At 55.7% G+C, this 14,577-nt stretch carries 10 protein-coding genes and 2 pseudogenes; 6 read left to right on the plus strand and 6 right to left on the minus strand.

Going from position 1 to position 14,577, the window contains the following annotated elements:
• Positions 1 to 708: 708 nt before the first annotated feature.
• On the minus strand, positions 709 to 1,134 hold the full coding sequence (locus IGW04_RS10385) for a hypothetical protein (RefSeq protein ID WP_194713009.1): 426 nt from the start codon (positions 1,132 to 1,134) through the stop codon (positions 709 to 711).
• A gap of 1,188 nt (positions 1,135 to 2,322) precedes the next feature.
• Between IGW04_RS10385 and IGW04_RS10390 the strand changes: the two genes are divergently transcribed.
• The 4 genes from IGW04_RS10390 (at position 2,323) to IGW04_RS10405 (ending at position 8,593) form a co-directional block, all read left to right on the plus strand.
• Positions 2,323 to 4,431, plus strand: coding sequence for a TonB-dependent receptor (locus IGW04_RS10390; protein ID WP_194713010.1), 2,109 nt, complete (start codon positions 2,323 to 2,325; stop codon positions 4,429 to 4,431).
• Between the two features lie 22 nt (positions 4,432 to 4,453).
• A complete protein-coding gene (locus IGW04_RS10395; protein WP_194713011.1) occupies positions 4,454 to 5,182 on the plus strand; it encodes a hypothetical protein in 729 nt (242 codons plus the stop codon).
• A 2-nt stretch (positions 5,183 to 5,184) separates the two neighbouring features.
• Entirely contained in the window at positions 5,185 to 5,892 is a 708-nt protein-coding gene (locus IGW04_RS10400; protein WP_194713012.1) for a PepSY-associated TM helix domain-containing protein, read from the plus strand.
• 1,021 nt (positions 5,893 to 6,913) lie between these two features.
• Positions 6,914 to 8,593 carry an L-lactate permease gene (locus IGW04_RS10405; protein ID WP_194713013.1) on the plus strand — a complete coding sequence of 560 codons (1,680 nt, stop codon included), beginning with the start codon at positions 6,914 to 6,916 and terminating at the stop codon, positions 8,591 to 8,593.
• Between the two features lie 164 nt (positions 8,594 to 8,757).
• Here the strand turns inward: IGW04_RS10405 and bfr (IGW04_RS10410) are convergent, their stop codons facing one another.
• From bfr (IGW04_RS10410) to IGW04_RS25655, 3 genes and pseudogenes are all read right to left on the minus strand, one after another.
• Positions 8,758 to 9,237: a bacterioferritin gene (gene bfr / locus IGW04_RS10410; protein WP_194713014.1), complete on the minus strand. Its 480-nt coding sequence runs from the start codon at positions 9,235 to 9,237 to the stop codon at positions 8,758 to 8,760.
• A 15-nt stretch (positions 9,238 to 9,252) separates the two neighbouring features.
• Positions 9,253 to 9,738: a bacterioferritin gene (bfr, locus tag IGW04_RS10415; RefSeq protein WP_194713015.1), complete on the minus strand. Its 486-nt coding sequence runs from the start codon at positions 9,736 to 9,738 to the stop codon at positions 9,253 to 9,255.
• 127 nt (positions 9,739 to 9,865) lie between these two features.
• Positions 9,866 to 10,612: pseudogene (locus tag IGW04_RS25655) on the minus strand (IS30 family transposase); the annotation flags it as partial.
• 247 nt (positions 10,613 to 10,859) lie between these two features.
• Between IGW04_RS25655 and IGW04_RS10420 the strand changes: the two are divergent.
• Together IGW04_RS10420 and IGW04_RS10425 are read left to right on the plus strand one after the other, a co-directional pair.
• Positions 10,860 to 12,113, plus strand: a complete 1,254-nt coding sequence (locus IGW04_RS10420; protein WP_194713016.1) for a PQQ-dependent sugar dehydrogenase — start codon at positions 10,860 to 10,862, stop codon at positions 12,111 to 12,113.
• Entirely contained in the window at positions 12,100 to 12,432 is a 333-nt protein-coding gene (locus IGW04_RS10425) for a c-type cytochrome (protein ID WP_194713017.1), read from the plus strand. The genes IGW04_RS10420 and IGW04_RS10425 overlap by 14 nt, the downstream gene beginning before the upstream one ends.
• A gap of 127 nt (positions 12,433 to 12,559) precedes the next feature.
• Here IGW04_RS10425 and IGW04_RS10430 read toward each other — a convergent pair.
• Both IGW04_RS10430 and IGW04_RS10435 read right to left on the minus strand, forming a co-directional pair.
• Positions 12,560 to 13,141: pseudogene (locus tag IGW04_RS10430) on the minus strand (IS701 family transposase); the annotation flags it as partial.
• A gap of 54 nt (positions 13,142 to 13,195) precedes the next feature.
• Positions 13,196 to 14,509, minus strand: coding sequence for an IS701 family transposase (locus tag IGW04_RS10435; protein WP_407672095.1), 1,314 nt, complete (start codon positions 14,507 to 14,509; stop codon positions 13,196 to 13,198).
• Positions 14,510 to 14,577 lie beyond the last annotated feature (68 nt).

Genomic DNA, 14,577 nt, shown 5'->3' on the forward strand with positions numbered 1-14,577 from the left:
CCGTTAGACTGTCCATGAGCGCCTCCTGCTTCGTGGCGATTGATCGGTGTGCAAACCCAATCTTACGAAGCGCAACGGAGGCGCTCAATCATGTCTACAAAGAAAATCCTTATCCCGAACTGAGGTTGTATTAGGATGCTGACCTATTCGAAAATAGCAACGCTAAGCCAACCGTGTGGGTCACCACTTCAATGTTGGCAAAGCGGCGCAGGGTGGCGCGGTCATACAGCGCTTCCTCGCGCGTCAGCTCAACCAGATTGAATCAGTGTTGCAGGGAATGCGCCGCATGCGCTCCAGCCCGGTCGGCAGCCGCCCATTTTCCCTTCTAATGATAATGGCTCTGCGCCCCAAAGTGCGTAGCAGGGACGACCCGGTTTATCGTCTCCAAAAACGCATCGCGCCGGGTCGGTTTGCGATGCCGTTCAAAAACCTGATCTGCTGCCATTGCCAAAGTTTCCTGCTTCACCGTTAGCGGCCTCGGTCGTTGTTATTGCTCTTATCATGGCAATACGGTATCAACCGTACACGGATACAGCGAAGCGTTAAGCGCTTCGGGGGAGTGGCACTTGGAACAGCGCTGTTTCTCAATTGAAAGGGAATGTTACTGTAAAACTTACGACATCTCAGCCGGTTAATACTGAGCCTTATAAGCTTTGTTGGTACCGGCAGTTTACCTATTCGTCTTTGAGTTGCTCATCGGCGCAAACTTTATTGAACGCATAGTGCCGGGTGTAACTGCGTGGCAACGACCACTTCCCGGCCAAATGTATCAACCTCGATGTCACTAAAGTTACCGGTGAGAGAATCGATGATAGCTGCTTGGCACCCCCCATCAGAGGCGAGAACGTTCGCCACTTGGCCATGAAAAGCGCCATAGCTCACGACATTCCTGCCAGGCGCCAAACAGAACGCTGTATTTTCCTGTTTAGTTTGGAAGTTGTATAAACAGCCGGTGTCGTCAAAAAAGGCGAACAAATGTCCCGCACCGTCAATCACACGGTCACCTCCGCTGCTATTGGCCCAGACAATAAATTGAGGCGCCGCTACGCTAACTTCGGCAGCGCCAGAGCCCCCGCCACATCCGCTAACGACCAGGGCAATCACAGTGATAAAGGCAACGCTTAGGTTTTTCATGGTTTATCCCAGAAGTACTACGGCAGGTGAAAAAACAGCCAATTGCGCTTGGTAAAAGAATAACATCAGCGTGGTGGTATAGGTTGGTCATAAACAAGGTGTCGGAACTTCCTCAAACTTCACCCACCCTCCAAGCGGAGCAACAGATTCTGGCACTATGTCATGGCCGTATTGATCTTAGTCTTGCGACCTTCACTATGACTGCTGTAGGCAGTTCCTGTACTGTTTCATAAGTCACCAGTGGAGTCGCCCGTCCGGAGCGTTGATTTTGCAGTTCAGCGTATTCCGTGCTTTTATTAATTCGGGATTTCCATTTGCCGCAGCGCTGAGTTAGAACCATCGCCCTGCACCATGCCAGAACTATTAGGTAACTTGCGGTCAAGGATGAAGGGGCTCATTCTTCTGTGAAGACAACGCTGCTCATTGTTGCCTACTGTCTCAAGGTGGGCTTAGGATTGACGACCTCGGGCTACGGCAGCAGGCTGTTTTTGCACGCCCCTGTACAGAGGAAAATCTTGGCCTTGATATCGGAAGCAAGCAGTTAATGCATATCTGAACAAGCAGCGATATACTATAAAAAGTCGTTATTTATACCTGGGGTAAGTAATGACGAGATGCCAATGGTGCTGGTACACCATTGGCATCGCTTTGCTCTCCTTTGTGCTAGCCATTCTCTTGCACTTCCTCTTTCTGAACTTCAGCATCGAGCTAGTCTAATTTTTTGATTCCATTGATTACGCACGCCGCGCATTCATACCCACATTAGAGAATAAATGGCGAGGTCAAGTGTCAGCGACGGCGATCCTTCGCCTGGAAACAGAAACGTGAACTTGGGAGACTTGCTTCCCCTTTGCCATAAATTGCAGCCGCGCTGCCACAGCGTGGCTGCAGTTCTCAGCTATGCAGCAACGGCATATGAACCTGCAGAACCGTTGGCCACGACTTTAACGTCGATCCGAACCTGAAAAAACCAGGGTGTATTGCGAAAATGCAGTTTTGCCTTTTAACAAGCAGTAGCTCTTTGGTGCAGCTTGTTAAGAATCCATCAAAAACGATTGCGAATCATTCTCATTCGCAATACAATTCTGACATATTATAGATACATTCCAGTGGTTCACAATCTTTTGAAAGCCAGCCAGAGGATTAGCCCTTAGCCAGCCATCGCACCTCACCAAATAAGGGCTTTTTATGGTATTTACTAAAACCCGGCTGGCATGCCTGGTAGCGCTGGCTGTGCAGCAACTTTCAATTCACGCTCAAGCGCAAACCGCGTCTTCCGCAGAACTTCCGGAAATCAAGGTTCAGGGTGCACGCGAGTTGCCGCCGAGTTACAACGCACCCACTGCTACCACGGCTACCAAAGTGGAAGCCCCCTTGCGCGACATTCCGCAAACAGTCAATGTGGTGCCCCAGCAGTTGCTGCAGGATCAGGCCGTGCGCTCAATGGAGGGGGCATTGAAATGGGTGCCGGGCATTGGCCTGTCGCATGGCGACGGCCAGCGTGACCAAGTTACCATCCGCGGCTTCACGGCCATTGCCGACCAGTTCGTTGACGGATTGCGGGACGACGCACTCTATTTTCGCGACCTGTCCAATATCGAGCAGGTTGAAGTCATCAAGGGACCAGCTTCAGTCCTGTACGGACGTGGCTCATCTGGCGGGCTGATCAATCGCATTACAAAAAAGCCTGGCATCGACAAGACGGAAGTGGTGGCCACCGTTGGCAGCTGGAACCAGCGACGCGGGGAGTTTGATCTGGCCCGCAATTTCGGGGAAAGCGGTGTTTCCTTTCGGGTCACCGGTGCAGTCGAGCGCGCTGACAGCTACCGGGACCAGCAGTTTTTAAGGCGGGAAGCGCTGGCGCCTTCATTGATGTTCAAGTTCAGCTCGGATACCAGCCTGCTGCTGCAGGCGGACTATTTGTCAGACCGCCGGGTGACGGACTTCGGCATCCCGGCTTACCGCGGCCGGCCAGTTGATGTTCCCGCGCGCACCTACTATGGCGCAGCCAATGCAAGGAATACGGATTTCTCGGAGTCGAATGTCACCTCCCTGGGCTTCACGCTGAACCACCGCTTCAATGACCAGTTCTCCATCCGCAATGCCTTCCGCCGATATGACTATTCGCTGGACCGCAACAACACGCTGGTCGGTTCTGTCAACGAAGCGACGCTGCGCGCTTCCCTGAACCGCAGCAATGTCAAACGGGATGAAGACGGCTACTTCAACCAGACGGAACTCACGCAGAAACTGGACACGGCAGGGATAAAACACCAGATCCTGTATGGAGTCGAGCTGGGCAAACAAAACAAGGACCAGTTGTTCCGTACCCGAAACAACATCGCGACGGTGGCACTGTTCAGCCCGGTTCCTCCCGTCGTGCCATTCCGTGTTACTGCTGCGCCTTCGACCGATAACTTGGGCATCATGAAGACAGCCAGCTTCTATATGCAAGACTTGGTGACCGTCTCGGAGCAGTGGAAGGCATTGGCCGGCGTCCGTTATGACCGATTTGAGCAAGAAACGGATGAACGGCGGCCTGGACAGCGTGACCTGAATCGGACTGACCGGGCATGGAGCCCGCGCGTGGGCTTGGTCTATCAACCAACGCTGACCCAATCCTACTATGCGTCGGTGAGTAAATCGTTCCAGCCGTCTGGTGAAAGCTTTCCGTTGGCGTCCAACAATGCTGATATTGCGCCGGAAAAGACGACCAACCAGGAAATCGGTGCAAAGTTCGATCTGTTTGAAGGCAAAGCGTCGGCGACTGCATCGTTGTTCCGGCTGGAGCGCACCAATATCAAGGCAACCGACCCGGTCACCAACCGACTTATCCCGATCGGTGTGCAGCGCACCGATGGCCTGGAACTAACCTTCAGCGGCGAGTTGCCAAGCGGCTGGCAGATTTGGTCCGGCTATGCCTACCTTGACGCTGCTATTACGTCGTCCATCGCCAGGGATGCGGGCCAGCCTGTGGAAGGCAAGCGTGCCACGCTGACGCCCAAGCATACCGCCAACCTGTGGCTTACAAAGAACCTGGGGCACGGCTTGCGGGCTGGTGCGGGCGTCAATTATGTCGCCGACCGCTTTGCCAATCCCGGCAATACCGTTGTCTTGCCAAGCTATACGACGGTCGACGCAATGGTTGCCTACAGAGTCGCCAAATGGGATCTGCAGTTGAACATCAATAACTTGTTCAACCGCGATTACATCCTGTCCGGCCATGGAACGTCGCCCAACCTGAACCTTCCGGGCGCACCTCGTAATGTGCAGATGACCGCCCGCTACGCATTCTAACTGACCCGGGAGAATTATGCGTATGAAATCGATGGCAAGTATTGCAGCGGCAATTGTGTTGGTGTCTTCAACGAACGCCCATGCCCACTACCTTTGGATTGAAAAGGGCAGTACAGGGCATCGGCTGCATTTCGGTGAAGCGCAAATGCTTTTGAAGGAAAAAAGCCCCGGCCGACTCGATACTTTTCAGGAGCCCCGTGCCCTTGCCGCCGATTCAGGAAGCACAACATTCAATACCGTTCCGGTGACGCGCGTCGGAGACCATTTTGCGCTTCGGACAAAGCCGCATGCACGAGCCGTCGTGGTATCGGAAGAATCCATGCCGGTGCGCGACCTCACCAAAAACGGCTTGGGTGTTGCAAAAACAAATTACTACGCGCGCTATGCGCCGTCAGTTATCGTCAAGAGTGATGACTTTCATCTTCCCGTTGACGTCGCTACAGTCGGCAAGTCAGACGCCAGAGTGCTGACCATTCTCTACCGTGGGCAGCCAATCAAGGGAGCAAAGGTACAAGTAATTGCTCCGAATACATGGATGCAGGAGCATGAGGCGCAAGCCGACGGGACAGTGCAAATCAATACGCCATGGCGTGGCCAGTACGTCGTGCATGTTTTGCATGTGGACAAAACGCCGGGGGAGTACGGTGGCCAGAAGTACGATACGGTACGTAATCATTACACCCTAACGTTTGTGCAGGACAATGGGACTCGTGCTGGTCCGACAATCCCGCCCAAGCAGACGATGGAATAAGCATGCACATCAGTGCCGACCGAAGCGTCTCGGAGCAAGCCGTCACGCACTTGCTGAATAAGCCGTTGTTGCGGCCGCTAAAGCGGCAACGCAGCAGGCGGGCCATTTTTCTGACATGGCTGCGCAAAATTCATTTGTATGTAGGTTTATGGGGCGCTGTACTAGGCTTGCTATTCGGCGTTACCGGCATTCTGCTGAACCACCGGGCAATTCTGAAGATTCCGGTCGAAAAAACCGTGCAGCGGACGGCACAGCTTGCATTGCGGGAAAAGACGCTTAATTCTCCGGAGGAGATGGCTGCTTGGCTCAAGACCGAACTTCGTTTTTCGTCGGCGCAAGCGGTCCAAGTAAAACGTCAGCCTGCGCAAGAAGTAATTTGGGCAGACCGGCCGCTCATGCAACCGGAACGCTGGACAGTGGCTTTACATAGCCCGCACCGCGCTGTGACTGCGGAATACTTTGTCGGGAACCGTGTCATCAAACTGGAGCATTTAGACGCCACGCCTGTCGGTACCCTTACTCGTCTCCACATGTCGGTCGGCGTCAGCGCATTCTGGGTGCTGCTGGCAGATACGATTGCCGGCAGCCTGATCCTATTGTCGCTCACCGGCCTGCTGTTGTGGACACAATTGCACACTATACGTACGATCGCCGTGTCAACCACCATGGGGGCGCTCACTGCCGCGGTGTGGTTAACTTGGGCTATCTAATATGACCAGTGGACTGCCACCTCTGGGTAGCGCTCTAATAATTTCGGGTTGCCATGAGCGCTCCTGCGAAAAGTAGCTATTTCGCAGCAAAACTTGGTGCAGACGGTAGAAATTACCACTTGAAAGCACTGCTTGGTTCATTTAGGCATTCCTTATCGGAGATAGAAATTGAAAAGAGACCGTAATAAAAATACGGCCCCCCCAAAGACTATTCTTGTGCCATTAATCCTGACCTGCTTACTAGGTTGCGAAGAGTCTGCGCAACAGGAAAATGTGCGTTTTGCTAAGAATCGGGTTGACTTATGTATGGACTCCGTAAGAAAGGAGAGTAACGAAGAAGTCCAAAAACTAGTGAGTTCCGCATGTGAAATATTGCAGACTGAATTAGATAAATTAAAAAATGAAAATTGAAGAAAGAGCATTGCACTTTATATTTAAAGCCGCCGAGCTTATTCGTTTGTTAGAAAAATAAATACTAGCTGTGTATCCCATGCGGCGGTAAAGTTTTCCTTGGTTGATTCACCATCTGTGCCGTCACAAGCCCGGCATATGCGCGGCTTTCTAAGGCAAGGAATACGGGGAAAAGTGGCGATCCTAAGCAAAAAGCACGTTCGCTGGAACACATTTGATAACAATCTTCTAAAACTTGAATCTGGGTGAAAAATATTCATCTTTTTGATGATTAATCTTCATCGCTTTTTTAGTGCTCAGAGACAATTTATGCATTGCGCTTTAGCGAAGTTCCAGAAGACAATCGGTCCGCTATAAAACTGAAGCGTTTAAAATTGTTAGTTCACTATTGCCGCGCCTTACGAAACTAATGTTATAAGCATCCATGACACCTGCTTGACCATCGCGCATTTTGAGGCAGTATAAATCTGTAATTAGTCAGCTAAGGAATGGCTATACGATCAGCATCATTATACTGCGCTACTAATGACGCGATGGCTCATGTCAAACAGTAGCAGCACAATTCAGAAATTGGCGTCCGTTTGAATAAAAAAATTGAAGGAGACAATCGATGTGGCAGCAAGTATATGACCCCTTGGGCAGTTTTGCCCTGTCCACCATCGCGGCCGGCATACCGGTCGCGGTACTGCTGGCGGCGCTGGCGTTTTTCCATATGAAAGCCCATCTTGCTGCCGGCCTGGCGCTGCTGGTGGGTATCGGCATTGCCGGATTCGTGTTCGGCATGCCGGTGGCGATGGCAGGCAAGGCTGCTGGCTATGGCGTCGCAGCCGGTCTGTTTCCGATTGGCTGGATCGTACTGAACATCATCTTTCTTCATCGCCTGACAACCCTGAACGGTTACTTCAAGGCGCTGCAGAACAGCATCAGCGGGGTGACCGAAGACCGTCGCCTGCAGTTGCTGCTGGTTGCCTTCTGCTTCGGCGCCTTTTTTGAAGGCGCCGCCGGCTTCGGCACGCCGGTGGCAGTGACCGGCGCCATCCTGATCGGCCTGGGCTTCTCGCCGCTGGCTGCATCCGGCCTGGCACTGATCGCCAACACCGCACCCGTGGCCTATGGCGCGCTCGGCGCACCGGTGCTGGCGCTGTCGGCCGTGACCGGCCTGGACCTGCTGCAATTGTCCGCGATGATCGGCCGCCAGCTGCCGTTCTTCTCGGTGCTGGTGCCGTTCTGGCTGATCTGGGCCTTCGCCGGCTTCCGCGGCATGCGCGAAATCTGGCCAGCCATCCTGGTTGCCGGCGTTTCCTTCGCGGTCCCGCAATTCATCGTGTCGAACTATCACGGCCCGTGGCTGGTGGACGTGATCGCTTCCATCGTGTCGATGGGTACCCTGACGCTGTTCCTGAAAGTCTGGAAGCCGAAGAAAATCTGGACCTCCACCGCCATCGTCAATCGTCATGACACCTCGATGGACGACATCGCCGCCAGCGGCATGGCTGCCGGCGCCGTGGAAGCCGGCGGTGCTGCGCACATCAGCATGGTGCGCGCCTGGGCGCCGTGGGTAATCCTGTCGGTGTTCGTGTTCATCTGGGGTACGCCCGCGTTCAAGAAGATCATGGACGGCCTGTGGGCATGGAAATTCGCCATTCCCGGCCTCGATCAGATGGTTGTCAAGATGCCGCCTGTGGTCAGCAAGCCTTCGCCGGAAGCTGCGGTGTTCAACTTCAATGTGCTGTCGATGGCTGGTACCGGCATTCTGGTGTCGGCGCTGACCGCCGGCCTGATGATGGGCTACTCGTTCACCCGCCTGCTGAAGGAATATTGGGAAACCATCAAGCTGGTCCGTTATTCCCTGCTGACCATCTGCGCGATGTTCGGCGTTGGCTACTTGACCAAGTACTCCGGTCTGGATGCAACGCTAGGCCTGGCATTTGCCCATACCGGCATGTTCTATCCGATGTTCGGCACACTGCTTGGCTGGCTGGGCGTGGCGCTGACCGGTTCCGATACCGCCGCCAACGTGCTGTTCGGCAGCCTGCAGCGCACCACCGCCGAGCAGTTGGGCCTGCCGCCGGTACTGATGGCCGCCGCCAACAGCTCGGGCGGCGTGATGGGCAAGATGATCGACGCGCAATCCATCGTGGTAGCCTCCACCGCCACCAAGTGGTACGGCCATGAGGGCGATATCCTGCGCTATGTGTTCTTCCACTCAATCGCGCTGGCCATCCTGGTTGGCTTCCTGGTGACGCTGCAAGCGTATGTCGCGCCATTCACACACATGGTGATTCGTTAATCCGTTAGGCACAGTGGTCTGGAAAGACTGAACCGCCCCGGGGCGGTTCAGACCGGGGTATTACATGCAGCCGGCTTTCGCTGGGTTGCCGCGCGCACTTGGTGTGAGTCTGATACGCACGTTGCCGGCGCCACTCATGCGGCGTCGGCAAGATAAGTATCAGATCAGTCTTCCTTCTCGCCCATCTGCGATTGCAGGTAATTCTGCAGCCCAATGTCCTGCATCAGGCGTTCCTGGGTTTCCAGCCAGTCGATCGAATATTCGCAGTGTTCCAGCAGTTCTTCCAGCAGGTCGCGGGTCACGTAGTCCTGGGTGGATTCGCACAGCGCGATCGCCTGGGTCAGCACCGGATGGAAGCTGCGCTCGTATTGCAGGTCGCAATTGAGGCATTCGGCCGGGTCCTCGCCGATCAGCAGTTTGCCCAGGTCCTGCAGGTTGGGCAGGCCATCGAGGAACAGGATGCGCTCGATGAGCTTGTCGGCTTCCTTCATCACCCGGATCGACTGCTTGTATTCATACTTGTCCAGCCGCTCCAGTCCCCAGTTGCGGAACATGCGCGCATGCAGGAAGTACTGGTTGATCGCGGTGAGTTCGTTCTTGAGGACCTGGTTGAGTGTGCTCAGGACCTGAGGATTGCCTTTCATATTCTTTTCTCCTGTTTAAGTGGGGGAGGACGCATCCATCTGGCTCTGCTGATAATTCTGCAGGCCAACCAGTCTGATCAGTTCCATATGCTGTTCCAGCCAGTAGGCATGATCCATCTCGGTGTCTTCGAGCTGCACCAGAAGCATGTCGCGGGTCACGTAGTCCTTCACCCTCTCGCAGGCGGCGATTGCCTTCCTCAGTGCGTCGGCGACATGGTATTCCAGGTCGAGATCGGCCTGCAGCATGTCGGGTACGGTGCGGCCGATGTTGAGCGGGTCGCGCTTGCTGAGGTCGGGCGTGCCGTTGAGGAACAGGATGCGCTGGATCAGCGCGCGCGCATGCTGGCGTTCATGGTCGGACTCGTGCAGGCTCATGTCGGCCAGACGGTTCAGGCCGAGATGCCGGTAGATCTCGCCATGGATCAGGTATTGGTCGACCGCGGTGAGTTCGCCGGTGAGCAAACTGTTCAGGACACCAATAATTGCTGTATCACCCTGCATAACACTCTCCACCGTGAAATGACAACATTGACATGTTGCAGGCGATCCGGTAATCGGGCAACTTTGGCATTTTAAAGCTCTTAATGGAATAGGCGTATCCTTCCTGAAACGGCATTGAAGGTCGGATTCAACCGGTCATCGCAACACTAGATTGTCGAAAAGATTTTAGGTACTCGTCTAATGCTTCGGCCGGTGTCTTCCAGCCAACCGTTCCTGGGCTGGAATTCAATGTGTTAGCCCCGGCCTCGAGTTCTCGAGCGCTCCAACGAGACAGGGCTGTATCCTTCGGGAAGTATTGCCGCAGGAGGCCGTTCGTTTTCTCGTTCGTGCCGCGCTGCCATGGACTGTGCGGGTCGGTAAAAAACGCTGCATTCCGGACTCGACCGTAAAGCGGGCGTGGTCAGAGAGTTCTTTGCCACGATAACAAGGCGATACTGCCACTACCGGGCAGCATTTCAGCCACGGCCTTCGCGAGCGCGTTGGCCATTGGACGGGCTGTAGCCAGCCAGCGCAGGGCCATTCTTTGTTCTGGGAATCAGCCCGTAACCTGCCTCACGAGGCAGGTGAACAAGCATGGTGAATGGACTTAAGCGATCGAGCAGCCTTCTAGTCGCGGGCCGATCCAGGCGATGATCAGGTCATCCTCCCAATGTCCCGGCAAAGCGCGATCCTGCGCTTCAGAGGGCCGGTTAGAGATGATCACATCCTCGCTAACGTGCGCTCAGGCCTCCGCTTGTGCCCTGGGCTTAGCCGCGTGCAACGCCCGCCAGTGCGCACAGCTAACCAGTTAGCACTTGAACGCCACTAACTCTTGGATATACATGACGGAGTGAATGGTTTCGTGAAAAATGCGTAAGGATTTGTCATCCGGAAAGAGCGAGTGAGTATCTGCTGGGTTGCCCGTATCTGCATGCGTATTCTAGATCCACCATTTGAGAGGACATACAGCAGAATTTTTAGACGTTCAAGCCTCGGCCAGTTTTGTGGCTTGGCTGCGTTATCTGAAATAACAAATAGGAAGAGTTGATTTCCTTCAAACCTTGAACGAGAGAAACAGATTAGGCTTGCTTGCAGTAACGCATAACTTCAACAAAAATACCTAAAACTTTGATGGAGACAAGATGAACTTCAAGGGCCCTATCGTCGCTTCAGTCGTTGCATTTTCTGTACCGCTGGCCGCCATGTCGCAGGACAACATGAAGAAGCTGGAGAACTTCCAGTCCACCGGCGCCAATCTCAATATGGAGACCATTCCCCAGACGGGCGCCAAGGCCGAGGCAATCCGGAACAATCTGAAGAACGTCAAGCTGCCACCGGGCTTCAAGATCGACCTGTATGCCATCGTGCCCGACGCGCGCCACATGGCGGTTGGGCCGTCAACCGGCATCCTGTTCGTTGGCACCCGCAAGACCCAGGTCTGGGCCGTCACCGACCGTGCAAAATCGCGGGTTGCAGACGAAGTGAAACCGTTCTCGCCTTCCATCAGCATGAAGGTGCCCAACGGCGTGTGCTTCTCGCCGGACGGCATTCTGTATGTGGCCGAACATAACCGGGTGCTGGCATTCCCGGCCGCCGAGTTCTTCTATGAGGGGCCGGATGTGGCCGCGGCCACCGTGGTGCCGCAGGGGCAACTGATCCCGGTGGAAGAGGAAAGCTTCAATCACGGCGCTCGCACCTGCCGCATCGGCCCGGATAACAAGCTCTACATCACCATGGGCAATCCGTTCAATGTGCCGGCCAAGGACAAGCTGCCGATCTATGCGAAGACGGGCATGATGGGCATCCTGCGCATGGACCGGGACGGCAAGAACCGCGAGGTGTTTGCGCAGGGCGTGCGCAATTCCGTGGGCCTGGACTTCAATCCCAAGGACAAGACCCTCTGGTTCACCGACAACCAGGTTGACGGCATGGGCGACGACACGCCGCCGGGCGAGATCAATCGGGCGACCAAGGCCGCCCAGCACTTCGGCTTCCCCTGGTATGGCGGCGGCAAGGTCCGCACCGTGGAATACAAGGATGACAACCCGCCGGCCAACGTCGTCTTTCCGCAGGTCGAAACGGCCGCGCATGCAGCCGACCTTGGCATGACGTTCTACCGGGGCTCCATGTTCCCGGCCAAGTACCAGGGCGGCATCTTCAGCGCCCAGCATGGCTCGTGGAACCGCACCACGCCGGTCGGCGCCCGGGTGCTGTTCACCTCGCTGAAGGCTGACGGCACCGCCGACAAGACCGAAGTGTTTGCCGAAGGCTGGCTGACGCCAAACAAGGAGTACCTCGGTCGCCCGGTGGATGTGGCGATGCTGCCGGACGGATCGCTGCTTATTTCCGACGACTATGCCGGCGCGATTTACCGGGTGTCCTATGCGGCGCAATAAGCTGGCGCCTGTTGTGCTGCTGGCGGCCGTGTTTGCTGCCGCCAGCAGCCCGCTTCAGGCCGCGGACATGGCCGCCGCCAAGGGTAAGGCCGGCCAGTGCTTTGTCTGCCATGGCGCCGACGGCCTGGCCAAGGTGCCGGATGCGCCCAATCTGGCAGGTCAGAATGAAGGGTATCTGATCAAGGCGCTGAAGGACTACAAGTCGGGCAAGCGCGAGAATGAAATGATGAACGCCATGGCCAAGAACCTGTCCGATCAGGACATCGCGCTGGTGGCTGCCTACTTCAGCGGCATCGCGATCACGGTCAAAGCACCCTAAAGCGAGGCGCGTATTCAGTGTCTGCAAGCAATGCCGGCTGCGCATGCCGCATGGGGTCGTTCCGCACAGCCGGGCATCATCGCCATATCTTTATGATGTCCCGTAGCATTTGGAAGGCTTGAGACCGTTGCCCGTCATGGGACAGTACATAAGGCAAGCCGCGCCGTGTGAGGGTCAGCGTAAATTCGATATGGTCACCATAAAAGGTATCGGCCACGATGGCCTTGAACCGAATGCCAGCAGTCGGGGCGGACTCGATGAGCGTGATCGCCAGTTGGGGCTTTGTATGGAAGGCCGGATCTTGTTTACTCAGTTCGAAGCGGTCACCCTGCGTATAGGGCAGCGCATGCAATGGGTAGTAATGCTGCTCGTCGGCCCACAAGGTAGTTAGCCCAACAATGCCGTTGTCGAGTTTGCAGACCGAGTCCAGATATTGACGGCCGACATGATCGGTTGCCAATCCCTTCTTGCGGTCGCCGGTGTCGTCCGGCACCAGTACGCCCTTGTTATTGGGGGCGGTTGCCGGTTCATTGCGGATCAATTCCACCGTCCGCGCGGCAAGTGCACTGGCATCCCAGACCGAATCGGATAGAAAGAATTGGAGTTGCTGCACTTTGGCACTTTGCGCCTGCACCCATGGCTCTGCGCCGGCAATGGCCGTTAAGGTCTTCGGTCGGTCGCGTGGTAGCAATAGGCCGGCCAGGTAAGTAGCACTACTCTGCCATGTTATTCAAGCTGATGCAGGTGGATGGTGGCGCCGCAATCAGGACACCGAGCGCAAATGATGGGACGCAGCGCGGCGATAAGGGCGCGGCGTACTGCCGGTAGTGATGGCTGGGGTGGCGGCCCCGGTGTTTTGGATGCTGGTTTTTTCCCCCGCCTGTAAAGCACTGGTTAGACGTCTGTGCTGCAGATAGGTGAACGCAATCATCGTCAATAACGCATGATGGTGTAGTCCCAACCAGGATCTGCCTTCGTAATGGTCCAGCCCAAGTTCGTCCTTGAGTTGCTGATGCGCCTGCTCGCATGCCCAGCGTGCCTTGATTGCGCGTACCAGGGTCCTGCGCGGCGTGTTGGGCGGGTGGTTGGTAAAGTAATATTTGCGCTCGCCGCTGGAGCGCGCTTCGCACACCAGCCATGCAGCCTGCCCAGGAAGATGCTGCCCATGCGATATCAGATCACCATCAGCAACGCGCACCTGCACAGCAGCAAAGCGCGTGCTGAGCATGCCCTTGGTGCCGCGGCGCCAGGAACAGCGCCGCAGTGCCTTGGGGCCCAATGTTTCAATCATCTGCACGACCGATACGCTCGGCATCGAAGGTTTTGCATGCTTGGCTGGGCGCCCCACCGGAGGATTGGCGGGCATATCAAGCGCCACATCAGCCGGGTAGACCTTCTGTGTCGGCTGCACACCCACTGCCCAACGTAGCCCGCGCTGTGTCAGCCCGGCACGGAATTCTGCCGAACTGCCATAGCCGGCATCGGCCAGGACTGTGTCAAAGCGCACACCGTCCGCCAATGCAATATCGATCTGCGCCAGGGCAATATCGCCTTTGGTTTCAAACGAGATCGATTCGGGCACCTTGGTTTCTGCACGCCGCGCTTTATCCTGCGCCCAGTCTTTGGGCAAGTACAGCCGCAAGGCAATCGGTATCGGCACCTCCTGTTGCGCCAAAGTGAGCGAGACCAATACCTGGCAGTTCGCCTGCTTGCCGAGTACGCCGCAGTGCTGCCGCTTGACGCCGACCGAGTGCTTGCCCTGCTTGGGCAGCGCCGTGTCGTCCACGATCAGCACAGCGTCCTCGCCGCCTACCAGGGCGTCAGCCGTCTTACGCAGCACCTGTTCCAAAGGGGCAGTGGACCAGGGCGAAGTCGACACGAAGTGGTGGAGTTGCTGCGTCTGCCCAGGGCACACACGTTCGGCCATTGGCTCGACACTCTTGCGTGCCCCTGGACCTATAAGTCCTTGCAAGTATAAGGGTGCCCAGGAACGTTGCTCGGACCGCTGAAAAACCGCCAGGAATGGTTCAAGCCATTCCTGAAAATCCTCATTCCAATCGGCACTAATCGGAATCACGGTATCCATGAATATTCCTCCAGACCGGCATATCCAGAAATTCTACGCTTTGACATGGCGGAGTAGTG

This window comes from Noviherbaspirillum soli, assembly GCF_015352955.1.
In the GTDB taxonomy this organism is placed as follows: domain Bacteria; phylum Pseudomonadota; class Gammaproteobacteria; order Burkholderiales; family Burkholderiaceae_D; genus Noviherbaspirillum_A; species Noviherbaspirillum_A soli.